Origin of the sequence: Pseudomonas sp. M1 (genome assembly GCF_022760135.1) — a bacterium.
Lineage (GTDB): Bacteria > Pseudomonadota > Gammaproteobacteria > Pseudomonadales > Pseudomonadaceae > Pseudomonas > Pseudomonas citronellolis.
This window is the reverse complement of the sequence record NZ_CP094343.1, coordinates 5,668,608-5,694,948: the sequence shown is the minus strand read 5'-3', so window position 1 is coordinate 5,694,948 and position 26,341 is coordinate 5,668,608. Positions and strand designations below refer to the sequence as shown.

The 26,341-nt window shown below is 68.5% G+C and carries 21 protein-coding genes; 14 read left to right on the top strand and 7 right to left on the bottom strand.

From position 1 onward, the window contains the following. Positions 1 to 10 precede the first annotated feature (10 nt). Both PM1_RS25180 and PM1_RS25175 read right to left on the bottom strand, forming a co-directional pair. Positions 11 to 1,612, bottom strand: a complete 1,602-nt coding sequence (locus tag PM1_RS25180; protein ID WP_009617741.1) for an ABC transporter substrate-binding protein — start codon at positions 1,610 to 1,612, stop codon at positions 11 to 13. A 199-nt stretch (positions 1,613 to 1,811) separates the two neighbouring features. Next, a complete protein-coding gene (locus PM1_RS25175; RefSeq protein ID WP_009617743.1) occupies positions 1,812 to 2,525 on the bottom strand; it encodes an SIMPL domain-containing protein in 714 nt (237 codons plus the stop codon). A 195-nt stretch (positions 2,526 to 2,720) separates the two neighbouring features. Here PM1_RS25175 and PM1_RS25170 point away from each other — a divergent pair, with 195 nt between their 5' ends. The 13 genes from PM1_RS25170 to PM1_RS25110 all read left to right on the top strand — a co-directional run bounded on the left by PM1_RS25170 (position 2,721) and on the right by PM1_RS25110 (position 20,207). Continuing rightward, positions 2,721 to 3,977 carry an ATP-binding protein gene (locus PM1_RS25170; protein WP_009617745.1) on the top strand — a complete coding sequence of 419 codons (1,257 nt, stop codon included), beginning with the start codon at positions 2,721 to 2,723 and terminating at the stop codon, positions 3,975 to 3,977. A 22-nt stretch (positions 3,978 to 3,999) separates the two neighbouring features. After that, a complete protein-coding gene (locus PM1_RS25165) occupies positions 4,000 to 4,560 on the top strand; it encodes a response regulator transcription factor (RefSeq protein ID WP_009617747.1) in 561 nt (186 codons plus the stop codon). A gap of 225 nt (positions 4,561 to 4,785) precedes the next feature. After that, positions 4,786 to 6,519: an ABC transporter ATP-binding protein/permease gene (locus tag PM1_RS25160; protein WP_009617749.1), complete on the top strand. Its 1,734-nt coding sequence runs from the start codon at positions 4,786 to 4,788 to the stop codon at positions 6,517 to 6,519. Between the two features lie 199 nt (positions 6,520 to 6,718). After that, positions 6,719 to 7,666 (top strand): M23 family metallopeptidase, encoded by a 948-nt coding sequence (locus PM1_RS25155; RefSeq protein WP_009617750.1) that lies wholly within the window; start codon positions 6,719 to 6,721, stop codon positions 7,664 to 7,666. Then, a complete protein-coding gene (locus PM1_RS25150) occupies positions 7,647 to 8,009 on the top strand; it encodes a metallopeptidase (RefSeq protein WP_009617753.1) in 363 nt (120 codons plus the stop codon). The genes PM1_RS25155 and PM1_RS25150 overlap by 20 nt, the downstream gene beginning before the upstream one ends. Before the next feature lie 17 nt (positions 8,010 to 8,026). Further along, positions 8,027 to 8,473, top strand: coding sequence for a bactofilin family protein (locus PM1_RS25145; RefSeq protein WP_009617754.1), 447 nt, complete (start codon positions 8,027 to 8,029; stop codon positions 8,471 to 8,473). 73 nt (positions 8,474 to 8,546) lie between these two features. After that, a complete protein-coding gene (locus PM1_RS25140) occupies positions 8,547 to 9,488 on the top strand; it encodes an AEC family transporter (protein WP_009617755.1) in 942 nt (313 codons plus the stop codon). A gap of 533 nt (positions 9,489 to 10,021) precedes the next feature. Beyond that, entirely contained in the window at positions 10,022 to 10,828 is an 807-nt protein-coding gene (locus tag PM1_RS25135; protein ID WP_009617756.1) for a YfaP family protein, read from the top strand. 40 nt (positions 10,829 to 10,868) lie between these two features. Further along, positions 10,869 to 12,596, top strand: coding sequence for a DUF2138 domain-containing protein (locus tag PM1_RS25130; RefSeq protein WP_009617757.1), 1,728 nt, complete (start codon positions 10,869 to 10,871; stop codon positions 12,594 to 12,596). Beyond that, entirely contained in the window at positions 12,566 to 13,225 is a 660-nt protein-coding gene (locus PM1_RS25125) for a DUF1175 domain-containing protein (RefSeq protein WP_043299978.1), read from the top strand. Before PM1_RS25130 ends, PM1_RS25125 begins: the two co-directional genes overlap by 31 nt. Beyond that, positions 13,222 to 17,766 (top strand): alpha-2-macroglobulin family protein, encoded by a 4,545-nt coding sequence (locus PM1_RS25120; protein ID WP_009617759.1) that lies wholly within the window; start codon positions 13,222 to 13,224, stop codon positions 17,764 to 17,766. Before PM1_RS25125 ends, PM1_RS25120 begins: the two co-directional genes overlap by 4 nt. Next, positions 17,767 to 19,404, top strand: coding sequence for a DUF2300 domain-containing protein (locus tag PM1_RS25115; protein ID WP_009617761.1), 1,638 nt, complete (start codon positions 17,767 to 17,769; stop codon positions 19,402 to 19,404). Between the two features lie 5 nt (positions 19,405 to 19,409). Then, complete coding sequence (locus PM1_RS25110; RefSeq protein WP_009617762.1) at positions 19,410 to 20,207, top strand: YfaP family protein; 798 nt, start codon at positions 19,410 to 19,412, stop codon at positions 20,205 to 20,207. Between the two features lie 734 nt (positions 20,208 to 20,941). Here the strand turns inward: PM1_RS25110 and PM1_RS25105 are convergent. From PM1_RS25105 to gatC, 5 genes are read right to left on the bottom strand one after another with little or no spacing between them, the layout of a single operon-like run. Further along, complete coding sequence (locus PM1_RS25105; RefSeq protein ID WP_009617763.1) at positions 20,942 to 21,328, bottom strand: carboxymuconolactone decarboxylase family protein; 387 nt, start codon at positions 21,326 to 21,328, stop codon at positions 20,942 to 20,944. A gap of 11 nt (positions 21,329 to 21,339) precedes the next feature. Beyond that, entirely contained in the window at positions 21,340 to 21,726 is a 387-nt protein-coding gene (locus PM1_RS25100) for a septal ring lytic transglycosylase RlpA family protein (protein ID WP_009617764.1), read from the bottom strand. 53 nt (positions 21,727 to 21,779) lie between these two features. Continuing rightward, on the bottom strand, positions 21,780 to 23,225 hold the full coding sequence (gene gatB, locus PM1_RS25095; RefSeq protein WP_009617765.1) for an Asp-tRNA(Asn)/Glu-tRNA(Gln) amidotransferase subunit GatB: 1,446 nt from the start codon (positions 23,223 to 23,225) through the stop codon (positions 21,780 to 21,782). An 11-nt stretch (positions 23,226 to 23,236) separates the two neighbouring features. Continuing rightward, complete coding sequence (gene gatA / locus PM1_RS25090) at positions 23,237 to 24,691, bottom strand: Asp-tRNA(Asn)/Glu-tRNA(Gln) amidotransferase subunit GatA (protein WP_009617766.1); 1,455 nt, start codon at positions 24,689 to 24,691, stop codon at positions 23,237 to 23,239. Positions 24,692 to 24,710: 19 nt separating this feature from the next. Further along, on the bottom strand, positions 24,711 to 24,998 hold the full coding sequence (gene gatC / locus PM1_RS25085; protein ID WP_009617767.1) for an Asp-tRNA(Asn)/Glu-tRNA(Gln) amidotransferase subunit GatC: 288 nt from the start codon (positions 24,996 to 24,998) through the stop codon (positions 24,711 to 24,713). Between the two features lie 241 nt (positions 24,999 to 25,239). Between gatC and mreB the strand changes: the two genes are divergently transcribed. Further along, on the top strand, positions 25,240 to 26,277 hold the full coding sequence (gene mreB / locus PM1_RS25080) for a rod shape-determining protein MreB (RefSeq protein WP_009617768.1): 1,038 nt from the start codon (positions 25,240 to 25,242) through the stop codon (positions 26,275 to 26,277). The last annotated feature ends 64 nt before the right edge of the window (positions 26,278 to 26,341 follow it).

Sequence of the window (26,341 nt, the reverse complement as noted above, 5' to 3'; positions counted from 1 at the left end):
GCCGCGGGCCTTACTTGCCGACGCCCACGCCGTAGAAGGAGTTGAGCGCGAAGGGGCTGATCTTGAAGTCCTCGACCGTCTTGCGCATCGGCTGGTACACGGTGGAGTGGGCGATCGGGGTGATCGGCACCTGCTCCTTGAGGATGTGCTGGGCCTGCTTGTACAGCTCGGTGCGCTTGGCCTGGTCGGGGGTGCGCTTGGCTTCCTTGATCAGCTTGTCGTAGGGCTGGTCGCACCATTTGGAGAAGTTGTTGCCGTTGACCGCGTCGCAGCTGTACAGGGTGCCCAGCCAGTTGTCCGGGTCGCCGTTGTCGCCGCTCCAGCCGATCAGCATGGCGTCGTGCTCGCCGGCCTTGGCGCGCTTGATGTACTCGCCCCATTCGTAGGTGACGATCTTCGCCTTGATGCCGACCTTGGCCCAGTCGGCCTGGAGCATCTCGGCCATCAGCTTGGCGTTGGGGTTGTACGGGCGCTGCACGGGCATGGCCCACAGGGTGATCTCGGTGCCTTCGGGCACGCCGGCCTTCTTCAGCAGTTCCTTGGCCTTCTCCGGGTTGTAGCCGGCGTCCTTGATGCTGTCGTCGTAGGACCACTGGGTCGGCGGCATGCCGTTCACGGCGAGCTGGCCGGCGCCCTGGTAGACGGCGTCGATAATGGCCTTCTTGTTCACCGCCATGTCCAGCGCCTCGCGCACTTCCAGCTTGTCCAGCGGCTTGTGCAGCACGTTGTAGGCGATGTAGCCGAGGTTGAAGCCCGGCTGCGAAGGCATGTTCAGGTTGGCGTCCTTCTTCAGCGACTCCAGGTCCGCCGGGCGCGGGAACAGGGTGATCTGGCACTCGTTGGCCTTGAGCTTCTGCATGCGCACCGAGGCGTCGGTGTTGATGGCGAAGATCAGGTTGTCGATCTTCACCTCGCCGGGCACCCAGTAGTCCTTGTTGGCCTTGAAGCGGATCATCGCGTCCTTCTGGTAGCGGCTGAACACGAAGGGCCCGGTGCCGATCGGCTTCTGGTTGATGTCGCTGGCGCGGTTCCGCTTGAGCAACTGGTCGGCGTATTCGGCGGACTGGATGGAGGCGAAGCTCATGGCCAGGTTCTGGATGAACGCGGCGTCGACCTCGTTGAGGACGAACTTCACGGTGTAGTCGTCGACCTTCTCCACCTTGGCGATGTTGGCGTCCATGCCCATGTCGGTGAAGTAGGGGAATTCGGTGGGGTAGGCCTTACGGAACGGGTGGTTCTTGTCGAGCATGCGCTCGAAGGTGAACAGCACGTCGTCGGCGTTGAATTCGCGGGTCGGCTTGAAGTAGTCGGTGGTGTGGAACTTCACGCCGTGGCGCAGGTGGAAGGTGTAGGTCTTGCCGTCATCGGATACGTCCCACTTCTCGGCCAGGCCGGGGATCACCTGGGTGCCGCCGCGCTCGAACTGGGTGAGGCGGTTGAATACCGTCTCGGCGGCGGCGTCGAAATCGGTGCCGGTGGTGTACTGGCCGGGGTCGAAGCCCGCCGGGCTGCCCTCGGAGCAGAACACCAGGTTGCTGGCGGCGTGGGCGAAGGGAGCGCTGGCGATCAACCCAGCGGCGATCATGGAGCGGATGACGGCATTCTTGCGCATGCTGACCTCAGTTTGTTGTGGTTGTCATCGAGGCACGTCCTTGTGGGGCGTGTCGCCTGAAACTATGCAGGGCACATGCCGGGCGCAAGGGCCACACCCGCCACAGTGTAGAAGCTGTGGGGAAGTCGTAAGGGAATGTCGCAATAACGCAAGAAGCCCGCCGCGGCGCCCGGGCGGGTGGCGCTGCGGCGGGCTCGCATCAGGGCATCTGCACTTCGATGGTGCCGTCGGCGGTCACCGTGACCTGGCTGGTGCCGGCCTCGATCTCCGGGGCCGCGGCGAAGCCGGCGTCGGCCTTCATCGCCGCCATGCGCATCACCGGCATCGGCCGCGGCGCGCCGGCGCTGTTCAGGTTCAGGTTGACCAGGCGGTAGCCCTTGCCGCCGAGGGAGTCGGTCAGCAACTGGGCGCGGGCCTTGAACGCCGCCACGGCGTTCTTCATCAGGCTGTCCTCGTTCTGCTGGCGGGTGGAGTCGGCGATGCTGAAGCTCATGTTGCCCATCTTCAGCTTGCCCAGCAGGCTGGCGGTGAGCTGCGACAGCGCGGCGAAGTCGGAGCTTTCCAGGCGCAGCTCGGCGCGTTCGCGCCAGGCGGTGATCTTCTGGCCCTTGTCGTCGTACACCGGGTAGCTGTTGCGGCTGCCCAGGCTGACGGTCACGCCCTTGGCCTTGCGCGCCTCGGTCACCGCGGCGTTGAGGGCGGCGGTGGTCTCGGCGGCGAGTTTGGCCGGGTCGCTGGCCTGGGCTTCGTTGAAGAGGGTCACGTGCATCTGGTCGTGGGCCACTTCCTGGCTGGCCTCGGCATGCAGCGACACCAGGTTGTAGCGCGGCTCGTCGGCCTGGGCGGCGAAGCTGGTGGCGGCCAGGGCGACGGCTGCGGCCAGGGCGGCGAGGCTTTTCTTCAATGCGGACATGTTCGACTCCTTGGTCCTGTAATGAGTCCCGGGTGCAGGGTAGACGACCCCGCACATGGACAGTCAGACCTATTGACGCAGGTCGGCGTTCAAAGGGGTTGAATCGCGATAGCCTTTATCTCGTATGCTGTGTCGCTATGACGCACCGAGAGGGGAAGGGGCTTGGCTATACTCGCGCAAATTCCGGAATTCACCATGCGCACACCGGTTTTCCAGTTATCCGCCAGCCGGCAGAACCTGCTGCACCTGACGCTCATCCGTATTCTCGTGCTGGCCGCCCAGGCCGGTTCGGTGGGCATCGCCTACAAGGCCCAGTTGATCCCGCTGCCCTGGGCTGCGCTGGGGGTGACCCTCGGCGTGTCCCTGGTGCTGTGCCTGGCCACCGCCCTGCGCCTGCGCGGGCCCTGGCCGGTGACCGAGGTGGAGTACGCGGTGCAGCTGGGCTGCGACCTGATCATCCACAGCGCCCTGCTGTATTTCTCCGGCGGCTCGTCCAACCCCTTCGTCTCCTATTACCTGGTGCCGCTGACCATCGCCGCGGCGACCCTGCCGTGGCTCTACACCATCGTCCTCGCCGGCCTGGCCCTGGCCGCCTACACGGTGCTGCTGGTGTGGTTCCACCCGCTGAACATCGCCCCGGCGCAGCGCGACTACCTGCTGATCTACGGCATGTGGCTGAGCTTCGCCCTGGCCGCCGGGCTGATCACCTTCTTCGTCGCGCGCATGTCCCAGGCGCTGCGCCGCCAGGAACAGATAGTCGCGCAGCGCCGCGAGGAGGGCATGCGCGACCAGCAGCTGCTGGCCGTGGCCACCCAGGCCGCCGGCGCCGCCCATGAGCTGGGCACGCCGCTGGCGACCATGAGCGTGCTGCTCAAGGAGCTGCGCCAGGCGCACCCGAAGGACCCGCTGCTGCAGGAAGACCTGGCGCTGCTGCAGGAGCAGGTCAAGCTGTGCAAGGACACCCTGCAGCAACTGGTGCGCGCCGCCGAGGCCGACCGCCGCCAGGCCATCCAGGAACAGGGCGTCAACGAATGGCTGGAGGCGGTGCTGCGCCGCTGGCACCTGATGCGCCCGGAGGCCACCTACCGCTACCTGAACCTGGGCCCGGGCAGCGCCCCGCGGCTGACGCCGCCCACCGACCTCACCCAGGCCCTGCTGAACCTGCTGAACAACGCCGCCGATGCCTGCCCGGACGACCTGGAGATCTGCGTCGACTGGACTGCCACCGACATCTGCCTGAGCATCCGCGACCACGGCCCCGGCGTGCCTCTGGCGATCGCCGAGCAACTCGGCAAACCCTTCTTCACCACCAAGGGCAAGGGCTTCGGCCTCGGCCTGTTCCTCAGCCAGGCCAGCGTCACCCGCGCCGGCGGCACGGTGAAGTTGTACAACCACGAAGACGGCGGCACGCTTACCGAGCTGCGCCTGCCGCGCAGCTATGGTGTGGTGTGAACCCACGCGCGAGGAAGTACCCATGAGCGAAGAGAATCTGTTCGAAGGCGAAGAGCAACCCCACCTGCTGCTGGTGGACGACGACGCCACCTTCACCCGTGTGATGGCGCGCGCCATGAGCCGCCGCGGCCTGCGCGTATCGGTCGCCGGCTCTGCCGAGGAAGGCCTGGCATTGGCCAAGGAGGACCTGCCCGACTACGCCGTGCTGGACCTGAAGATGGACGGCGACTCCGGCCTGGTGCTGCTGCCCAAGCTGCTGGAGCTGGACGCGGAGATGCGCGTGGTGATCCTCACCGGCTACTCCAGCATCGCCACCGCGGTGGAGGCCATCAAGCGCGGCGCCACCAACTACCTGTGCAAGCCGGCCGACGCCGACGACGTGCTGACCGCGCTGCTCTCGCAGCACGCCGACCTGGACAGCCTGGTGCCGGAAAACCCCATGTCGGTGGACCGCCTGCAGTGGGAGCACATCCAGCGCGTGCTGGCCGAGCACGACGGCAACATTTCCGCCACCGCCCGCGCCCTGGGGATGCATCGGCGGACGTTGCAGCGTAAGCTGCAGAAGCGCCCCGTGAGGCGTTAAGGAATTCATAAGAAGCTGTATCTACGATCTCGCGAGCTAGCGCAGAACAAGGCGAAAACAGGCGAGGGAGGCACCGGGCTCGCGTTCGAGTTCAGTCCGCTAAATGAGCATCACTCGCCTGTTTTTAACGCAGTTATGCCGACGCGCAGCAGATCGTAGACAGGTTCTAAGACAGGGAGCGCCGACTGGGCGCTCTTTTTTTGTGCCCGTGCTGAGCCCGACCCGATGACCGAAAGCGCCGAATACCGTGCCGCGAACGATGCCGTTCGCGGGCATTTCTTCTCCCAGGTGTGGAAACTGACGGCGCCCTACTGGCGCAGCGAAGAGAAGGGCATGGCCTGGCTGCTGCTGATCGTGGTGATCGTCCTGTCGCTGGTCGGCGTGGGCGTCTCGGTGTGGGTCAACACCTGGTACCGCGACTTCTACAACGCCCTGCAGAACAAGGACCTCGACGCCTTCATCCGGCTGATCCTGTACTTCTGCGGGATCGCCGCGGTGGCCATCCTGGTCGCCGTGTACCGCCTGTATCTGACGCAGATGCTGACCATCCGCTGGCGTCGCTGGCTCACCGAGAAGCACTTCGCCGCCTGGCTGTCCGACAAGAACTACTACCGCCTGGAACAGCGCGGCTACACCGACAACCCCGACCAGCGCCTGTCCGAGGACCTCAACAGCTTCACCGACACCACCCTGAGCCTGGGCCTGGGGCTGATCCGCAACCTGGTCAGCCTGGTGTCCTTCTCGGTGATTCTCTGGGGCGTGTCCGGCAGCATCGAACTGTTCGGCATCAGCATCCCCGGCTACATGTTCTGGGCCGCGCTGCTCTACGCCCTGGTCGGCAGCTGGCTGACGCACCTGATCGCCCGCCGCCTGATCGGCCTGAACAACCAGCAGCAGCGCTACGAGGCCGACCTGCGCTTCGGCCTGGTGCGCATCCGCGAGAACGCCGAGAGCATCGCCCTGTACAACGGCGAGGGCAGCGAGAACGAGCGCCTGATGACGCGCTTCCGCAACGTCTGGGGCAACTTCTGGGAACTGATGAAGGTGCAGAAGCGCCTGACCTTCTTCAGCTCCGGCTACGCCCAGATCGCCATCATCTTCCCCATCGTGGTAGCCGCGCCGCGCTACTTCGCCGGCAAGATCCAGCTCGGCGAGCTCATGCAGATCAACTCCGCCTTCGGCAACGTCCAGGACGGCCTGAGCTGGTTCATCGACGCCTACTCCAGCCTGGCCACCTGGCGCGCCACCTGCGACCGTCTGCTGAGCTTCCGCAACGCCATGGACGAGGTCGCCGGCGAGCACGAGAGCATCGCCGTGCACGCCGCCGGCAACGGCCTGCAGCTCAAGCACCTGAGCCTGCGCCTGGGCGACGGCAGCGTGCTGCTGGAACCCACCGACCTGACCCTGCGAGCCGGCGAGCACGTGCTGATCAGCGGCCCCTCCGGCGCCGGCAAGAGCACCCTGCTGCGCGCCATGAGCGGGCTCTGGCGCTACGGCGCCGGGCAGGTGCAGATGCCCGCGGCGCGCACGCTGTTCCTGCCGCAGAAGCCCTACCTGCCGATCGGCAGCCTGGCCACGGCCCTGAGCTATCCGGAAGAACCCGGCCGGCACGGCCCCGAGCGCCTGCGCGAAGTGCTGCGCCTGTGCCGCCTGGAGCACCTGGGCGAACGCCTGGACGAAGCCCAGCACTGGCAGCGCCTGCTCTCGCCGGGCGAACAGCAACGCCTGGCCATCGCCCGCGCGCTGCTCTATGCGCCGGCCTGGCTGTTCCTCGACGAGGCCACCTCGGCGCTGGACGACAACGACGAAGCCGCGCTCTACCAGACCCTGCTGGAGCAACTGCCCGGCGTGACCCTGGTCAGCATCGGCCACCGCGCCGACCTCAGGCGCTTCCACGAGCGCCAGCTGCGCCTGGAGGATCGTCACCTGCGGGAGGTCGAGGCGGTGCTCCCGGCCTGACACGCCTACCTGTCGCAAGGGAATCCCCCGGCGATAGGATTTTGGGAAAGATCGTGCTGTGAATTCCTTCAGATTTTGCAGGAAAGCTCGCAATTGCTTGGCAGTTTTGGGGACTGCTGCATCGTTCCCGGACCCATACCCGGTACCCTCGACGGCTTTGCGGTAAACAGCCCGTCGCATTCGGATTCCGGATATCGCCATGCATGGTCTTTCCCCTTCTGGTCAGGCGTTGACGCGCGAGGCATTGCGCCTGGTGAACCCGCGCCGCTTCCTTGGCCTCGCGCTCGCCGGCGCCGCGGCGCTGGCGCTGCTGACCTTCGCCGCCGGCCTGTGGCTCGGCCGCGTCATGGCGCCGCCCGCGCCGCTGGCCGAGGCCGCCCCGCAGCAGACGCCGGAGCAGCGCTTCGCCGTGGCGCGCCTGGGCGAGCTGGCCGGGCGCCTGCAAGTGCTGGAAAAGGACGCCGCCTACCTGCTGAAAGTGGTCGACGGCCACGAGGACATCGCCCGCAAGCTGGCGCGCATCGACCCCGGCCTGGTGCCGGAGCAGGCACCGGCACGCGGCGCTGACGGGGAGGGCGGCCTGCTGCTGCCGCCGCGGCCATGCCAGGCCGCGCCGCTGGTCGACGTGCAGCAGGGCACCGAGGCCGCCCGTTGCCTGAGGCGTCAGCTAGACCTGCTGCTGGACGCGGTGTCGCGGCGCAACGCCGACTTCCTCGCCATCCCCACCCATCGCCCGGTGGACAAGGCGCGCCTGGGCTCGGCCTTCGGCAACCGGGTGGACCCGTTCAACCGCCGCCTGGCCTTCCACTCCGGGCTCGACTTCGCCGCGCCCGGCGGCACCGGGATCCAGGCCGCCGCCGGTGGCCGGGTGGTCGCCGCCGGCCCCTTCAGCTCCTATGGCATCCGCGTGGAAATCGACCACGGCAACGGCCTGCTCACCCGCTATGCGCACCTGTCCAGGGCCGAGGTGCGCGTCGGCGACGTGGTGATGCCCGGCCAGCGCATCGCCGCCATGGGCTCCACGGGCCGCTCCACCGGCTCGCACCTGCATTTCGAAGTGCTCTACCGCGGCGAGTTCGTCGACCCGCAGCACTTCCTTTCCCTCGGCGACATGGAGAAGGCCCTCGATGCGCTGGCGCAGGACTAGGCCGGCGACCACCCGCGAACTGCTGCGCGCCGAGCACCAGCCGCGGGCCCAGGTGGCGCGCAGCTACCGGCCGCTGCTCTGGGCCGCGCTGGCGCTGGCCATGGCCTTCGCCGCGGTGCATTTCTGGCGCGGCTCGCAGCAGGCCGAAACACAGCGGCGCATCGACGCGCTGCAGGCCGGCAATGCCGCGCTGGCCGCCGACCTGCAGCGCCAGCGGCTGCTGACCGCCGAGGCCCAGGCTACGCGCGAGCAGCTGCAGCGGCGCATCGACCAGATGTCCGGGGAACTCAAGAAGCTCAAGACCGACCTGGCGTTCTACCGCCAGCAGAAACCCGCCAAGTGATCCGCAGGAGGACGAACATGTTCAGCAGCAACAAGAAGAAGGGGCCGCAGGTGGCGGTGGACAGGTTTTCCAGCCTGCTGTCGGGCAACCTGGCGCTGGTGGGCGACCTGGAGTTCGAGGAGGGCCTGAAGGTCCAGGGCCGCATCCAGGGCAACGTGCGCCACAAGCCGGGTACCCAGAGCCTGCTGGCCCTGGGCGCGGAAGGGCGGATCGAGGGCTGCGTCAGCAGCTACGACGCGCTGATCGACGGCACCATCGTCGGCGACCTCTACGTCGAGCACCTGCTGGAACTGCATTCCAACGCCCGCGTCATCGGCAATATCCACTACCGCCAACTGAGCATGGAGAACGGCGCCAGCGTCGACGGCAAGCTCACCCGCCTGGACGAGCAGCGCCCGCTGGAACTGCCGGCGCCCGAGAGCCACCGGGCGCGTGCCGGGGCCGAGGAAGCGGAGCCCGCCTGAGGCAAATCGTTAGCACGCGAAGCACTGCCCCTTGCTATGATCGCCGCAGTTCTTCCGCCGGCGCTTCCCCTCCATGCTCGCACTGCTGCTCCAGACTCTCGGCATCACCGCGCCGGTGTTCTCCATGCTGTTCATCGGCGTGCTGCTGCGCCGCGTCGGCTGGATCGACCAGGGCTTCATCCAGACCGCCTCGGCCCTGGTGTTCAACGCCACCATGCCGGTGATGCTGTTCCTCGGCATCTACCATTCCGACCTGCACCGCGCGGCCAGCCCGGCGGTGCTGACGTTCTTCTGCCTGGCCACCCTCGGCGGCTTCCTGCTGGCCTGGGCCTGGGCGCACTGGCGGGTGCCGCGGCAAGAGCGCGGCGTCTACGTGCAGGGCGCCTTCCGCGGCAACAACGGCATCGTCGGCCTGGCCCTGGCCACCAGCCTCTACGGCGAGCACGGCCTGGCCCTGGGCTCGGTGCTCGCGGCCCTGGTGATCCTCTGCTACAACACGTTGGCCACCGTGGTCCTGGCGATCTACAGCCCGGTGCTCAAGTCCGACCCGCTGAGCATCGCCCGCCAGGTGCTGGTCAACCCGCTGATCATCGGCGTACTGGCGGCCTTCCCGTTCGCCTGGTGGGGCATCGCCCTGCCGGCCTGGGTGCTCACCTCCGGCGACTATTTCGCGCAGATGACCCTGCCCCTGGCGCTGGTCTGCATCGGCGGCACCCTGTCGCTGCCGGCCCTGCGCAGCAGCGGCAGCCTGGCCCTGAGCGCCAGCCTGATGAAAATGCTCTGGCTGCCGGCGCTGTGCACCGCCGCCGCCTGGCTCTGCGGCTTCCGCGGCGCCGAACTGGGTGTGCTGTTCCTCTACTTCGCCAGCCCCACGGCCGCCGCCAGCTACGTGATGGCGCGCGCCGCCCAGGGCAACGCCGAACTGGCGGCCTCGATCATCGTCATCACCACCCTGGCGGCGGCGCTGACCACCAACCTCGGGCTGTTCATCCTGCAGTGGGGTGGGTGGATCTGAGGTGCTCAACCTCGAATCGCGGCGTCAGCCGGCAAGTTCGTAGGGCGTATAACCGTTCGCGGTTATACGCCGCTTCACCTAACTCATGCCCGGCGTTGCGGTCGAGCCCGGAGTGTCCCGAAACAGGCGCTCCGTGGCCGAACCCGAAGCGCGCCTGGGATCGAGGTTAAACGGCGTATAACGCCGTAGGCGTTATACGCCCTACGCCCAGCCCTCCCTCGGCGTAGGGCGTATAACCGTTCGCGGTTATACGCCGCTTCACCTAACTCATGCCCGGCGTTGCGGTCGAGCCCGGAGTGCCCCGAAACAGGCGCTCCGTGACCGAGCTCGAAGCGCGCCTGGGATCGAGGTCAAACGGCGTATAACGCCGTAGGCGTTATACGCCCTACGCCCTGGACAACCTCCCGCTGGGGCGCGGTCTAGGCAGATTCTGAATTCGCAGACAGCATCACTTACTCTGCCCGAAGGCCATTTCAAGCCGTTTTACAGGCGGTTACACTGTCCCCCTTCCAACGCGCGACAAAGGATTGCTCATGCGTTTCCAGGATTCCGCCCGCAGCCTCGCGCTGCTGCTCGGCCTGCTGTGGCTGGCGTCGTCGTATGCCGGGCCGGGGGCCGAACTGTCCAGCCCGGCCGCCGGCTGGCGCTACTCGGGGTTGCTCGACGACCTCGACAGCCCGCGCGTGGCCTATCCGACCCCGCCCATCGACCGTGGCGGCCAGCGCGGCCGCAGCCTGATCGAGGGCGACCTGAAGAACCTCGCCGGCACCGACCGCGCCCAGCGCCTGGTGGTCAACGGCAACCCGCTGCCGCTCTATACCGACGCCCAGGGCCACTTCGTCCGCCCCTACGCCTTCGGCGCGGGCTCCAACAGCGTCGAGGTGGCCAGCGCCGACGGCCAGTCGCTCAAGCGCGTGCAGTTCTACGAGGCCAACGCCGGGCGCGTGCCGCCGCGGGTGCGCGTGGCCCTGGGCTGGAACGACCCCAAGGCCGAGCTGGACCTGCACATAGTCACCCCCGACGGCCAGCACGCCTTCTGGGCGCGCCCGCGGCTGGGCAACGGCGGCGGCCTCGACCCGGACGGCGTCGACGGCCCCGGCCCGGAAATGTTCACCATGGCCGCGCCGCTGCACGGCACCTACCTGGTCTACGTCAACTACTGGGGCAATTTCGGCGCGCAGGGCTATAACTTCCAGGCCGGCGCCAACCAGCAGGACGTGATCACCGCCCAGGTCAACCTGGTGTTCAACGAAAACAGCGTCGACGAGAAGCGCGAGACCTTCGTGGTGCCGCTGCGCACCATCGGCGATCTGGTCCTGGTCAAGACCTTCACCTACTGAAAGCTGTCCCCTGCCAGGGATGAAACGGGATCGAGCAAGCATGAGCGACAACACCACTCCCAGCCCCACTCCTTCCGCCGAAGCCGCACCGGTGAAGCGCTGGCCGCTGATCTTCGGCGGCCTGGTGCTGGCCCTGCTGGTCCTCGGCGGCCTGTTGGCGCGCTACGTCTGGCTGGCGCCGCCGAGCGGCCCGCTGGCCGGGCTGGAGGCGCCGCCGGCCAATGCCCCGGGCCGCGACATCAGGCACCCGGACGCGCTCATCGAAAGCGCCTCGCTCGCCCGCCTGCCCAAGGAACTGCTGGAGGTGCCGCTGCTGCGCGACACCCTCACCGAGGACTTCGTCTTCTACTACGAGAACGACGGCGACCGCCTCGGCCTGGCCGGCAGCCTGCGGCGCATCGTCTACGAGCACGACCTGACGCTGAAGGACAGCCTGGTCGAGGAACTGCTTGACCAGCCGGCCCAGGTCGCCCTGTGGCGTGGCGCCGACGGCCGCCTGCGCGACTTCCTGGTGGTGATGAAGCGCGGCGGCCTGGCCAAGTTGCTGGAGCCGCTGGCGCACATCGCCGCCGACGACAGCCAACTGCGCAAGGTCGGCGAGCTGAAGGGCGGCACCGGTGTCTATCGCCTGCGCTACAACGCCCAGAAGACCCTGCTGTTCGCCTCCAGCGGCGACTACCTGGTGCTGCTGTCCAACCCGAAGATGCTGTTCCCCGACGCCAGCGACGAGGAGCCTGGCGCGGCCGATGCCCAGGTCAGCGCCGACCTGGCTGCTCTGCTCGGCGGTGACGACGCCTTCCCGCGCGCCTTCGGCCTGGGTCCGCGCGGCGAGCTGAGCCAGCGCATCAGCCTCGGCGCCGGCGCCCTGGCCATGGGCTACCAGCGCTTCATCCCGGCCTTCGCCGGGGTGCGCTTCGACAAGGATGCCAAGGGCTGGAGCAGCTACCTGGCGCTGAACGCGGTGGAGCGCCAGCCGGACCTCGACTTCAGCCCCGTGTGGCAGGCCATGCCCATGGGTGCCAGCGCCTGCGTGGCGCTGCCGCTGACCCCGGGCCTGTACGACAGCCTGCTGGTGCGCCTGGGCGCCGAGCAGAAGATGGCCGCGGCCTTCTCCGAACACCTCTCCGGCGCCGCCGGCCTGTGCTGGTACGCCGACTCGCGCCTGTACACGCCGCTGCTGGTGGCCACGCTCAGCGCGCCGCCCGGCCCGGAACTGGACGCCGACCTGGGCAGGCTGTTCGACAGCCTGGTGGGCGCCTACGAGGCCAACGCCGAAGGCGGCAACTTCCCGGTGGACGAGCAGAACCAGGGCGAGACCCACAAGTGGCTGCGCCAGGTCAGCTCCAATTTCGGCCAGTACGCCGCTGCCGATGCGGCCGACCCGGACGCCGTCAGCGGCCGCGGCTTCTTCCGCGTCGGCCTGGCGCGGCAGGGCAGCACCCTGCTGTTCTCCCTCGACGACCAGTTGCTGGACAAAGCCCTGGGCACCCTCGACAAGCGCTTCCCGCCGCTGGCCGACGTGCTGCCCAAGGACGCCCTGGTGCCGGCCTACCTGGCGCCGCAGTCGCTGTCCACGCTGCTCCAGCGCGAAACCCTGGAGAGCCTGCCGCAGGACATGGAGCCGGTGTTCCGCAACGCCGCCGACAGCCTGCTGCTGCCGCGCCTGAAGGCCCTGGCCGGGCACGGCGGCTACGCCCTCGGCCTGCCCGCCGGCAGCCGCGCCGAACAACCCTGGCAATGGCTGCCGCTGCAGTGGCGCGCGCTGTGACGGCACGCGCCCTGCTGCTGGCGTTCGGCCTGTGGGCCGCCCAGGCGGCACAGGCCGGTAGCGTGTCGCTCGACCCGCAGCAGTCCCAGGTGTTCCGCGCCTGGTTCGTGCGCATCGCCGAGGAACAGCTGCGCCAGGGCCCCAGCCCGCGCTGGCACCAGCAGGACTGCGCGGGCCTGGTGCGTTTCGCCGCCAACGAGGCGCTCAAGCCCCACGACGCCAAGTGGCTGCGCGCCAACGGCCTGTCCAACCGCTACCTGCCGCCGGAGCTGGCGCTGAGCGACGAGCAGCGCGCCCTGGCGCAGAACTGGCGGCAGGGCGGCGGCCAGGTCGGCCCCTACGTCAACGCCATCAAGCTGATCCAGTACAACAGCACCCTCGTCGGCCGCGACCTCAACCAGGCACGGCCCGGCGACCTGATCTTCTTCGACCAGGGCGACGACCAGCACCTGATGATCTGGATGGGCCGCAACATCGCCTACCACACCGGTACCAGCACGCCGACCGACAACGGCATGCGCTCGGTCAGCCTGCAACAACTCATGACATGGAAGGACACCCGATGGATACCCGACCCTGCCAACCCCAACTTCGTCGGCGTGTACCGCTTGTCGTTCCTCGCCCGATGAAGCTGCTCGCGCTGTGCGCCGGCCTGGCCCTGGGCGGCCTGCTGGCGGGCGCGCCGGCGCAGGCGTGGGCCGACGACGAGGTGCCGGCGAGCAACTACGCGCCGATCAGCGGCGAGTCGTTCTTCCTGCTCGCCGACAGCAGCTTCGCCCCCGATGAGCAGGCCCGCGTGCGCCTGGAGGCGCCGGGCCGCGACTACCGCCGCTACCGCATGGAGGCCTACGGCGGGGTGGACATGCGCGTCTACCGCATCGACAAGCCGCTGGACTTCCTCAAGCGCCAGAAGAACCTGCACCGGGTACTGGCCGAGGGGCAGTTCAGGGGCGAGGGGCTGTCCAACACCCTGGCCTACCTGTGGGACAACTGGTACCGCAAGTCGCGGCGGGTGATGCAGCGCGCCTTCTCCTACGAGTCGCGCAAGCAGGTCACCGAGGTGGTGCCGGAGCTGAAGATGGGCCAGGCTATGGCCGCACCCACGCCCTACGACGCCCAGCCGCAGTACGCGCCGATCCCCGGTCTGCCGCTGGTCGAGCAGTTCCGCTACCCGCTGTGGGACGCCAAGCCCATAGAGCCGCCGGCCGACGTCAAGCTGGCCGGCTCCTCCAGCGAGTTCATCAACGTCTCGCCGGGCAACGTCTACGTGCCGCTGGGCAAGCTCAAGCCGGGGCTGTACCTGGTCGAGGCGCTGGTGGGCAAGTACCGCGCCACCACCGTGGTGTTCGTCTCCAGCACCGTGGCGGTGAGCAAGATCGCCGGCAACGAGCTGCTGGTGTGGTCGGCGCGCAAGCACGAAGGCACCCCGGTGCCGGATACCCAGGTGCTCTGGACCGACGGCCTGGGTGTGATGAGCAGCGGCCGCACCGACGCCGAGGGCCTGCTGCGCCTGCAGCACGCCAGCCCCGAGCGCTCCTTCGTGATCGGCGAAGACAAGGAGGGCGGCGTCTTCGTCTCGGAAAACTTCTACTACGACAGCGAAATCTACGACACCAAGCTCTACGCCTTCACCGACCGCCCGCTGTACCGCCCGGGCGACTGGGTGGCGCTGAAGATCTACGGCCGCGAATTCAAGAACGCCCGCGACTCCGCCGCGCCCCAGGCCGCGCCGGTGAAGCTGAGCGTGATCGACGCCGCCGGCACCACGCTGCAGACCCTCGACCTGCAGATGGACCCCAAGGCCGGCGCCAACGGCCGCTTCCAGCTGCCCAGCAATGCCGTGGCCGGCGGCTACGAGCTGCGCTTCGACTACCGCGGGCAGACCTACAGCAGCGCCTTCCGCGTGGCCGAGTACATCAAGCCGCACTTCGAGATATCCCTGGACCTGGCCAAGCCGGACTTCAAGACCGGCGAAGCGGTGAAGGGCAACCTGATCCTGCTCTACCCGGACGGCAAGCCGGTGGCCAACGCCAAGCTGCAACTGAGCCTGCGCGCCCAGCAGCTGTCCATGGTGGACAACGAGCTGCAGTACCTCGGCCAGTTCCCGGTGGAGCTGAGCAGCACCGAGCTTGCCACCGACGCCCAGGGCCGCGCGGCCCTCGAACTGCCGGCGGCGGACAAGCCCAGCCGCTACCTGCTGACGGTGTTCGCCAGCGACGGCGCGGCCTACCGGGTGAAGACCAGCAAGGAAATCCTCATCGAGCGCGGCGCCGCGCGCTACCGCCTGGCCGCGCCGCAGCGCTTCAGCGCGGTGGGCGACAAGGTCGAGTTCAGCTACGCGGCGGAGCAGCCCACCGAACTCAAGCCCAAGAGCTATCGCTGGGTGCGTCTTGAAGACCGCTCCACGGGTGACGGCGAGGCTGGCGACGGCAAGTTCGTCATCGCCTTCGACAAGCCCGGCACCTACAGCATCGAGCTGCGCGACGCCCAGGGCCAACTGCTCGGCGGCACCGGTCACTCAGTGAGCGGGGAGGGCGTGAAGGCAGTGCCCGGCACCGTGGAAATCGTCCTCGACAAGGCCGAGTACCAGGCCGGCGACGAAGCCCTGGCGCTGATCACCTTCCCCGAGCCGGTGGACGACGCCCTGCTGTCGCTGGAGCGCGACAAGGTCGAGGCCACCGCGTTGCTGTCCAAGGGCGGCGACTGGCTGAAGCTGGAGAAGCTCAACCCCACCCAGTACCGCGCGCGCATCCCGGTGAAGCCGGACTTCTCGCCGAACCTGACCTTCTCCGTGCTCTACACCCGCGGCGGCGACTACAGCTTCCAGAACGCCGGCATCAAGGTGACGGTGCCGCAGGTGGAAATCGCCATCGCCACCGACAAGGAACGCTACGAGCCGGGCGACACCGTGACCGTCGACCTCTCCACCACCTATGCCGGCAAGCCGGTGTCCAGCCAGGTGGCGGTTGGCGTGGTGGACGAGATGATCTATGCCCTGCAACCGGAGATCGCCCCCGGCATCGACCAGTTCTTCTACCACCCGCGGCGCAACAACGTGCGCACCAGCGCCAGCCTGTCGTTCATCAGCTACGACGTGGCCCTGCCGGGCAGCGCCAGCGCGCCGGGGCGCAGCAACCGCAGCGAGCGCGGGGTGAAGGTGCTGGAACGGCCGCGCCGCGAGGACGTGGACACCGCCGCCTGGGAGCCCAAGCTGGTCACCGACGCCGAGGGCAAGGCGCGCTTCAGCTTCCGCATGCCCGATTCGCTGACGCGCTGGCGCATCACCGCGCGGGCCATGGACGGCGACGGCCAGGTCGGCCAGAAGAAGCAGTTCATCCGCTCGGAAAAACCGCTGTACCTGAAGTGGAGCGGCCCGAAGCGCTTCCGCGCCGGCGACAAGCCGGACCTCGGCCTGTTCGTCTTCAACCAGGGCGAGCAGGCCAAGGCCGAGCTGCTGGTGCGCTACGCCGGCCAGGAACAGACCCAGGCGCTGGAGCTGGCCAAGGGCGTGAACTACGTGCGCCTGCCGGCCCAGGCCCTGAGCGACGGCGAGTGGAGCGCCGAGCTGCGCCAGGACGGCCAGACGCGCGACAGCCTGGCCGTGCGCTTCGCCCTGGCCGCCGACGGCTGGCAGGTGCTGCAAGCGCGCAGCCTGCAACTGGCCGGGCAGAACAGCCCGCTGCAATTGCCGGCGGACGCCCGCGACATCCGCCTGCGCCTGGACGACAGCGCCAGCGCGCTGTTCCGCGGCAGCCTCGACGACCTGCTGGCCTACCCCTACGGCTGCGTCGAGCAGACCGCCAGCCGCCTGCTGCCGCTGAGCGTGGCCTACCCGCTGCTGGCCGAGGGCGAGCCGCGGGTGCGCGACCGCCTGCGCCTGATCATGCAGAACAGCCGCCTGCGCCTGGTGCAGATGGCCGGGCCGAACGCCTACTTCACCTGGTGGGGCGACAACACCGACAGCGACGCCTTCCTCACCGCCTACGCCTACTACGCCGACTGGCACGCCAGCCGCGCGCTGCAGATCAGCCTGCCGCCGGAGCACTGGCAGCGCGTGCTCGACCTCTACGCCAAGCTGGCCGAGCAGACGCCGCTGCTGCAACGCGCGCTGATCCTCGGCTTCGCCCGCGACATGCAGCTGCCGGTGCAGACCCTGGTCGGCGGCCTGCTCGACGACCTGGCCAAGGCCGGGGAGGGCGAGGACGCGAAGCTGCCGGCCGACGCCGAAGTCAGCCTGGTGATGGCCGAGCCGGACTCCAGCCTCGGCCTGGCCGTGGCGCGGGTGCTGGCCAACAACCTGGCGCAGCAGGCCAAGGTGCCGCTGCCGGCGGCCTTCGCCAAGCAGCTGGACGGCGCGCGGCTGAAGGTCAACGGCAGCGACCAGCCGTTCGCCCAGGCGGTGCAGCTGTCGCTGGCGGCGCCCGACGTCAACCGCGCCCGCGCCCTGCTGGCGCGCCTGGGGCCGCAGCAGTCGACCCTGGAACGCGCCCTGGCGCTGACCTGGCTGCAGCGCGCCCTGGCCCAGGCGCAGGCTCCCGAACCGCTCAAGCCGGGCAAGGACTGGGCCGAGCAGCAGGGCCCCAGTGGCGAGCGCTACTGGCAGTGGCAAGGCCAGGGAGTACCCGCCGAGCTGACCCTGCAGACTCCGCCGTCGCGCCCGCTCAATGCCTCTCTCAGCTACCGCAGCGCCGAGGCCCCGGCCAGCCAGTTGCCGGTGAGCATCAGCCGCCGCCTGCTGCGCCTGGTGCCGGGGGACAAGGCCTTCGAGTTCAAGGTCGAGGAACTGGGCGACAAGCCGCTGTCCAGCGACGAGCTGTACCTGGACGAAGTGACGGTCAAGACCGAGCAGCCCACCGCGCTGCGCTACGGCATGCTGGAAGTGCCTCTGCCGCCGGGCGCCGACGTCGAGCGCACCACCTGGGGCATCCAGGTCAGCGGCCTGGGTGGTACCGAGGCCACCAGCCTGGAACGCGCGCGCAACGAGCCGGGCGACCTGCACTACGGTATCCCGGTGGACAGCCTGGCCGGCGAATTGCGCTTCCGCCACCTGGTGCGCTTCTCGCAGAAGGGCGAGTTCGCTCTGCCGCCGGCGCGCTATGTGCGCATGTACGCGCCGGCGGAGCAGGCCCTGGAGCAGCACCCGGCGCTGGCCAAGGTGAAGGTGCAGTAAATGGGACGGCGCCTGGCCTGGCTGCTGCTTCTGCTGCCGTTGTGCGCGGCGGCGCAGGCGCCCGTCGAGCTGGCCTGGCGCAGCCCCCAGGGCGACCTGCTGCTGCATCTGGACCAGCAGCAGGTGCTCGCCCGCGAGCCCCTGCCGGCGGACCTGCGCACGCCGCTGGGCAGCCTGTGGAAACTCTTCGTCTTCGCCTGGCTGGTGGACAACGACCGGCACGAGCCGGAGTACGCCTGCAAGGGCCAGTCCCGCGAGGAGGTGTACTGCTGCTCGGCCGGGCAGAGCATCGGCCGCGACCAGGCGCTGGTGAAGTCCTGCGGCCTCTACTACCAGCCGGCGCGCCTCGGCCTGGACGCCGCCACCTGGCGCCGCTACTGGCAGGAACGCCAGGCGCCGGCCTGGTTGCTCGACCTTGAACGCCTGCAGCCGCAGACCGAAGTGCCGGTGGCCGAACTGCTCGACATGCTGACGCGCCTGCCGGCCCAGGCCGAGGCGCGCCGGGTGCTGCTCGACGTGGTAGTCAACGCCGACGACGGCCGCGCCCTGGCCAGCCTGGGCGGGCGCCTGCGGGTGAAGACCTGGAGCTGGCTCGACGAGCACGACCCGCAGTCCCGCCGCGGCGGCTTCGCCGGCTGGCTGGCGGACGGCTCGGCGGTCTGGGCCTCCGGGCCCGGCACCAGCAAGACGGTGCTGGCGCACTACGCCGAAGCCCTCGGCGCCGCGCTGCCGGCGCCCTGGCCGCGCGAGCCGGGGCGCTGCGTGGCGGTGGCGCTGTTCGAGCGCTACCCGCTGCGCGAGGTCTTCGACGTCCAGGGCCGCCCGGCGGCGGCCGGCGGCCTCAGCGGCAGCTACCGGGTGAGCTTCGCGAACGGCAACGACCTGGATATCCACAGCGACGGCGAACTCTTCCTGCAGCGCGACGGCAAGCCGCAACTGGTGGCGCGCCTGGACCGCGAGGAATACGTCGCCCGGGTGCTGCAGCGCGAAGCCGCGGCAACTCCGGTCGAGGCCGCCCGCGCCTTGGCCGTGGCCATCCGCAGCTACCTGCTGCAGAACGCCGGGCAGCGCGGCGAGTGCCTGAGCATCGCTGACAGCAGCCAGCGCCAGCGCGTCGCGCCGCGCCCGGCCACGGCGCAGATGCGCGCCGTGGCGGCCTTCACCGATGGACTGGTACTGGCCGGCAGCCCGGTCACTTACCACGCCGACCAGGCCGGCCCGGCGAAACTCTCCTGGCAGGACGCCAAGGCCCAGGCGACCAACGGCCTGCGCTTCGACGCCATCCTCGCCCGCGCCTTCCCGCAGGCCAGCCTCAGCGCCTGGAACAACCCGGTGGCCGCCTGCCAGCCGCTGCCGGCGGCCGAGGACTGGCTGCGCAAGCAGCGCCGCGCGTGGCGCACGAAGCTGGACGGTGAGCCGGGCTACGAGGAACTGCAAAGCTTCGCCGTGTGCCAACTGGCGTCCGGGCGCCCCTACGTCGACCGCGAGCGCCAGCGCATCTACGTGCGCGGCCTGTACTCGTTGCAGGACCGCCTCGACCTCACCCACGAATACCTGCACCTGGCCTTCCAGGCGCACCCCAACGGCCAGGACGAGGGCTTCGTCGAAAGCCTCGCCCGCCGCCTGATACTGGAATGACCGCCATGAAGCTGCGTCCCTGCCTGTTCCTCCTCCTGATCACCGGGCTCGCCCAGGCCGCCGAGCCGGGCATTCGCCTGGACGCCCCGCTGGGCGGCTGGCGCCCCGGCAACGGCGAGGGCGCCAACTTCCGGCAGAGGGTGAACTACCCGGCAGCCTCGGTGAACACCCCGGCCGACCAGGCCATGACCGCGCGGATCAAGGGCGAGATCGCCAACGCGGCCAAGGACAAGCCGGCGACTTTGGTGGTCAACGGCGTGTCGATGCCGCTGAAGATCGGCGAAGACGGCGGCTTCGACAGGCCTTACGCGTTCCCGGCCGGCAGCAACAGCCTGGAAGTGATCAGCCCCGATGGCCAGCAGCGCAAGCGCGTGCAGTTCTACCACGGCGGTGGCGGCGGCGAGGTGCCGGCCAAGCTGCGGGTGATGCTGTCCTGGGACAGCGACAACACCGACCTCGACCTGCACCTGGTGACCCCCGACGGCGGCCACGTCTGGTACGGCAACCGCAGCCTGCCCAACGGCGCCACCCAGGACGTCGACGTGACCACCGGCTACGGCCCGGAAATCATCGCCACGCCTACGCCGCTGAAGGGGGCGTACCTGGTCTACGTGAACTACTTCGGCGGCGGCTACAGCCAGGACAGCGAGAGTGGCGACGTGGAAGCCGCCCAGCCGCTGACCACGGCCAGGGTGACGATAGTGACGGAGGAGGGCACGCCGAACGAGAAGCAGGAGAGCTTCCTGGTGCCGATGCGCCAGCCAGGGGAGCTGACGTTGGTGAAGCGGTTCAGTTATCCGTAAGGGCGGCTGGAGGCTGGAAGCTGGAAGCCGTAAGCAAAAGCGTTCCCTACGAAAGCGCCGGGGTTGCCGGCTGACTCTTGACCTTGAACTCGCTCAGGACAGGCTCCCTCTCCCTTCAGGGAGAGGGCTGGGGAGAGGGTTACGGACTTCGCCCACACGCCTCTGCCAACCCTGACTCCGCTCCCTCTCCCTAACCCTCTCCCTGAAGGGAGAGGGGACCGTCCGGAGCGAGCTGGAATCGCGGAGCTCCCGGTTATCCGCCATTGGCCCTGTCTCCGGCGTTCCGGCTGTCGTAGGAGCGAGCTTGCTCGCGAACGGTTTTGCTGCGAGGCGGGTTCGCGAGCAAGCTCGCTCCTACGAAAGCGCCGGGGTTGCCGGCTGACTCTTGACCTTGAGCTTGCTCAGGACAGGCTCCCTCTCCCTTCAGGGAGAGGGCTGGGGAGAGGGTTACGGACTTCGCCCACACACCTCTGCCAACCCTGACTCCGCTCCCTCTCCCTAACCCTCTCCCTGAAGGGAGAGGGGACCGTTCGGAGCGAGCTGGAATCGCGGAGCTCCCGGTTATCCGCCATTGGCCGCGGTCTCCGGCGTTCCGGCTGTCGTAGGAGCGGACCTTGTCCGCGATAGCTGGACGTATCGGCGCGATTCGCGGATGAGATCCTACGGGCTGCCCCAACACCATGCCTATGTAGGAGCGCGCCCTGCGCGCGATTCGCGGGCAAGGCCCGCGCCCGTCAGGCCTTCTGATCCCCCTGCCACGCCTCGATCACTTCCTGTGCCGCGCGGAAGGCATCGATCGCCGCCGGCACCCCGGCGTAGACCGCGCAATGCAGCAGCGCCTCGCGGATTTCTTCCACCGTGCAGCCGTTGTTCAGCGCGCCGCGCACGTGGCCTTTCAGCTCCTGCGGGCATTTCAGCGCTGTCAGGGCGGCCAGGGTGATCAGGCTGCGGGTCTTGCGCGGCAGGCCGTCGCGGGACCAGACGCTGCCCCAGGCGTTTTCGTTGACGAAGTCCTGCAGCGGCTGGGTGAAGTCGGTGGCGTTGTTCAGGGCGCGGTCGACGAAGGCGTCGCCCATCACTTCGCGGCGAACCTGTTCGCCGGCCTTGCGCTTGTCGGTCATGTTCGGTGCTCCTAATCGATGGCTTCCAGGCGCACCGGCGCGGTGCCGCTGCGCAACATGTCGAGGCGTTCCGCGGCCGCCCGCGACAGGTCGATGATCCGCCCGCGGCCGAAGGGCCCGCGGTCGTTCACCCGCACCACCACGCTGCGGCCGTTGTCGAGGTTGGTGACCTTCAGCCGCGTGCCAAACGGCAGGCTGCGGTGCGCGGCGGTCAGGGCGTGCTGGTCGAAGCGCTCGCCGCTGGCGGTTTTCTTCCCATGGTGCGCGCGGCCGTAATAGGACGCGGTGCCCTCGGCGCGGTAGCCGCGCGCCGAGCCGCTTTCATAGGACGAGCTGGCGCAACCGGCCAGCAGGGCCAGGCCGCAGAGCAGGGCAGGCAGGGCGAGGGAACGCAGCATCGAACCTCCGGACGAAAAAACGCCGGGCAAGCCCGGCGTCAGGAAGAATGGGCTCAGCTTTCGAGCTTTTTCTTCAGCAGTTCGTTCACCTGCCCGGGGTTGGCCTTCCCCTTCGAGGCCTTCATGGCCTGGCCGACGAAGAAGCCGAACATCTTGCCGCGCTTGGCTTCGTCGCTGGCACGGTACTGTTCGACCTGCTCGGCGTTGGCCGCCAGCACCTCGTCGAGCATCTTTTCGATGGCGCCGGTGTCGGTGACCTGCTTCAGGCCCTTGGCCTCGATGATCTGGTCGGCCGAGCCTTCGCCGGCGGCCATGGCCTCGAAGACCATCTTGGCGATCTTGCCGCTGATGGTGTTGTCCTTGATGCGCAGGATCATGCCGCCCAGCTGTTCGGCGGAAACCGGCGACTGCTCGATCTCCAGGCCGTCCTTGTTGAGCAGGCTGGACAGCTCGCCCATCACCCAGTTGGCCGCCAGCTTGGCATCGGCGCAGATGCCCTGCACCTGCTCGAAGTAGTCGGCCATCTCGCGGCTGGCCGAGAGCACGCTGGCGTCGTAGGCGGACAGGCCGTACTGGCTCTCGAAGCGCTCGCGCTTCTGGTCCGGCAGCTCCGGCAGGCCGGCGCGCAGCTCTTCCAGGAAGCTGCGCTCGATCACCACCGGCAGCAGGTCCGGGCAGGGGAAGTAGCGGTAGTCGTTGGCTTCTTCCTTGCTGCGCATGGAGCGCGTCTCGTCCTTGTTCGGATCGTACAGGCGGGTTTCCTGCACCACCTTGCCGCCGTCCTCGATCAGCTCGATCTGCCGCTGCACTTCGTGGTTGATGGCCTTTTCGATGAAGCGGAAGGAGTTGACGTTCTTGATCTCGGCGCGGGTGCCGAACTCGGCCTGGCCCTTCGGCCGCACCGAGACGTTGCAGTCGCAGCGCAGCGAGCCTTCGGCCATGTTGCCGTCGCAGATGCCCAGGTAGCGCACCAGCGCGTGGATCGCCTTGACGTAGGCCACCGCTTCCTTGGCCGAACGGATGTCCGGCTCGGAGACGATCTCCAGCAGCGGCGTGCCGGCGCGGTTCAGGTCGATGCCGCTCATGCCGTGGAAGTCTTCGTGCAGGCTCTTGCCGGCGTCCTCTTCCAGGTGCGCGCGGGTGATGCCGACGCGCTTGACGGTGCCGTCTTCCAGGGTGATGTCGAGGAAGCCCTTGCCGACGATGGGGTGGTCCATCTGGCTGGTCTGGTAGCCCTTGGGCAGGTCCGGGTAGAAGTAGTTCTTGCGCGCGAAGACGTTGCGCTCGGCGATTTCGGCGTTGATCGCCAGGCCGAACTGGCAGGCCATGCGCACCGCCTCGGCGTTGAGCACCGGCAGGGTGCCGGGCATCGCCAGGTCGATCAGGCTGGCCTGGGTGTTGGGCTCGGCGCCGAAGGTGGTGGCGCTGCCGGAGAAGATCTTCGATTGGGTGGCGAGCTGCGCGTGGATTTCCAGCCCGATCACGGTTTCCCATTGCATGTGCGTCGTCCTCAGAATCCAGCCGGTGCTTGTTTGTGCCAGTCGGTCACCTGTTGGTACTGGTGCGCGACGTTGAGCAGGCGGCCTTCCTGGAAGTACGGGGCGAGCAGTTGCACGCCCACCGGCAGGCCATCGACGAACCCGGCGGGCATGGACAGCCCGGGGATGCCGGCGAGGTTGGCGGTGATGGTGTAGATGTCTTCCAGGTACTGGGCGACCGGGTCGTCGTTCTTGGTGCCGAGCTTCCAGGCCGGATTCGGCGTGGTCGGGCCGAGGATGACGTCGACGTCGGCGAAGGCGCTGACGAAATCGTTCTTGATCAGCCGGCGAATCTTCTGCGCCTTCAGGTAATAGGCGTCGTAGTAGCCGGCGGAAAGCGCGTAGGTGCCGACCATGATGCGGCGCTTCACCTCGGCGCCGAAGCCTTCGGCGCGGGAGCGCTTGTACAGGTCCTGCAGGTCCCTGGGGTTCTCGCAGCGGTAGCCGTAGCGCACGCCGTCGAAGCGCGACAGGTTGGAACTGGCCTCTGCAGGCGCGATCACGTAGTAGGCCGGGATGGCGTGCTGCATGTTCGGCAGGGAGATGTCCTTGACCTGCGCGCCCAGTTGCTTGAGCTGCTCGACCACGGCCAGCACGGCGTCGGCGATGCGGCTGTCCAGGCCGGCGCCGAAGTATTCCTTCGGCAGGCCGATGCGCAGGCCGGCCAGGGGCTTGCCCAGGGCGGCCAGGTAGTCGTCCAGCGGCTGGTCGACGCAGGTGGAATCCTTGGGATCGAAGCCGGCCATGGCGCCGAGCATCAGCGCGCAGTCCTCGGCGGTGCGGGCCAGCGGGCCGGCCTGGTCGAGGCTGGAGGCGTAGGCGATCATGCCCCAGCGCGAGACGCGGCCGTAGGTCGGCTTGATCCCGGTGAGGTTGGTCAGCGCCGCCGGCTGGCGGATCGAGCCGCCGGTGTCGGTGCCGGTGGCTGCCGGAATCAGGCGCGCGGCCACGGCCGCGGCCGAGCCGCCGGAGGAGCCGCCGGGCACGCGGCTGGTGTCCCAGGGGTTCTTCACCGCGCCGTAGTGGCTGGATTCGTTGGCCGAGCCCATGGCGAACTCGTCCATGTTCAGCTTGCCCAGGCTCACGGCGCCGGCGGCGGCCAGGCGCTCGACCACGGTGGCGTCGTAGGGCGAGACGAAGTTGTCGAGGATCTTCGAGCCGCAGCTGGTGCGCACGCCCTTGGTGCAGAACAGGTCCTTGTGGGCGATGGGCGCGCCGAGCAGGGCGCCAGTCTCGCCATTGGCGCGCCGTTGGTCGGCAGCCTTGGCCTGGGCGATAGCCTGGTCGGCGGTGACGCTGATGAAGCTGTTGAGCTGCGGGTCGAGCTGCTCGATGCGGCTCAGCAGGGCACGGGTCAGCTCTTCGGCGGAGAACTGTTTGTCGGCGAGGCCGCGGGCGACTTCGGCGAGGGTCAGTTGGTGCAGCATGGGTCCGTGTCCTTCCTTATTACTCGATCACTTTCGGAACCAGGTACAGGCCGTCTTCCACGGCCGGTGCGATGGCCTGGTAGGCCTCGCGCTGGTTGCTTTCGGTCACCAGGTCCTGGCGCAGGCGCTGGGTGGCTTCCAGGGGGTGGGCGAGGGGTTCGACGCCGTCGGTGTTCACCGCCTGCATCTGGTCGACCAGGCCGAGGATGTTGTTCAGGGTCGCGGTGGTCGGTTGGACGTCGGTTTCCGCCAGGCCCAGGCGGGCCAGGTGGGCGATTTTTTCCACGTCGGAGCGGTCAAGCGCCATCGGGGGTCTCCAGGCTAGAGCTGCCAGCGTCGATCGGACGCATGGCCGGACGAAACGTAGGCGGGGGAACGGAACCCGCGGCGGGCGGTCCCAGGGACCGCGGGGACAGGCCTCAAAGGCGCTGAAAGTCAAGCAATTTAACACAATGCCGCCTTGCCCAAAATCCCCGTCGTTGTTAGAGTTTGCCGCACTTTTTTACCCGCGCATTTTTCACCCACGCATCGTCCAGGGTTCCCTTTCCATGTTCAAAAAATTGCGTGGCATGTTCTCCAGTGATCTGTCGATCGACCTGGGCACTGCCAATACCCTTATTTATGTGCGCGAACGCGGCATCGTCCTCAATGAGCCTTCGGTAGTGGCCATCCGCAACCATGGCAACCAGAAGAGCGTGGTCGCCGTCGGCACCGAGGCCAAGCGCATGCTCGGCCGCACCCCGGGCAACATCTCGGCCATCCGCCCGATGAAGGACGGCGTCATCGCCGACTTCAGCGTCTGCGAGAAGATGCTGCAGTACTTCATCAACAAGGTGCACGAGAACAGCTTCCTGCAGCCCAGCCCGCGCGTGCTGATCTGCGTGCCGTGCAAGTCCACCCAGGTGGAACGCCGCGCCATCCGCGAGTCGGCCCTCGGCGCCGGCGCCCGCGAGGTGTACCTGATCGAGGAGCCCATGGCCGCGGCCATCGGCGCCGGCCTGCCGGTCGAGGAAGCCCGTGGCTCGATGGTCGTCGACATCGGCGGCGGCACCACCGAGATCGCCCTGATCTCGCTGAACGGCGTGGTCTACGCCGAATCCGTGCGCGTCGGCGGCGACCGCTTCGACGAAGCCATCGTCACCTACGTGCGCCGCAACTACGGCAGCCTGATCGGCGAATCCACCGCCGAGCGCATCAAGCAGGAGATCGGCGCGGCCTTCTCCGGCGGCGAAGTGCGGGAGGTGGACGTCCGCGGCCGCAACCTGGCCGAAGGCGTGCCGCGCAGCTTCACCCTGAACTCCAACGAGGTCCTGGAAGCCCTGCAGGAATCCCTGGCGACCATCGTCCAGGCGGTCAAGAGCGCCCTGGAGCAGTCCCCGCCGGAGCTGGCCTCGGACATCGCCGAGCGCGGCCTGGTGCTGACCGGCGGTGGCGCCCTGCTGCGCGACCTGGACAAGCTGCTGGCCCAGGAAACCGGCCTGCCGGTGATCGTCGCCGAAGACCCGCTGACCTGCGTGGCCCGTGGCGGCGGCAAGGCGCTGGACATGATGGACCGTCACTCCATGGACCTGCTCTCCACCGAGTGAGGTGGGAGCCTTGAGGGTGGTTGACGTTTTGTCGCGCGCGGCGAAACATCAACCGCCTTCAATC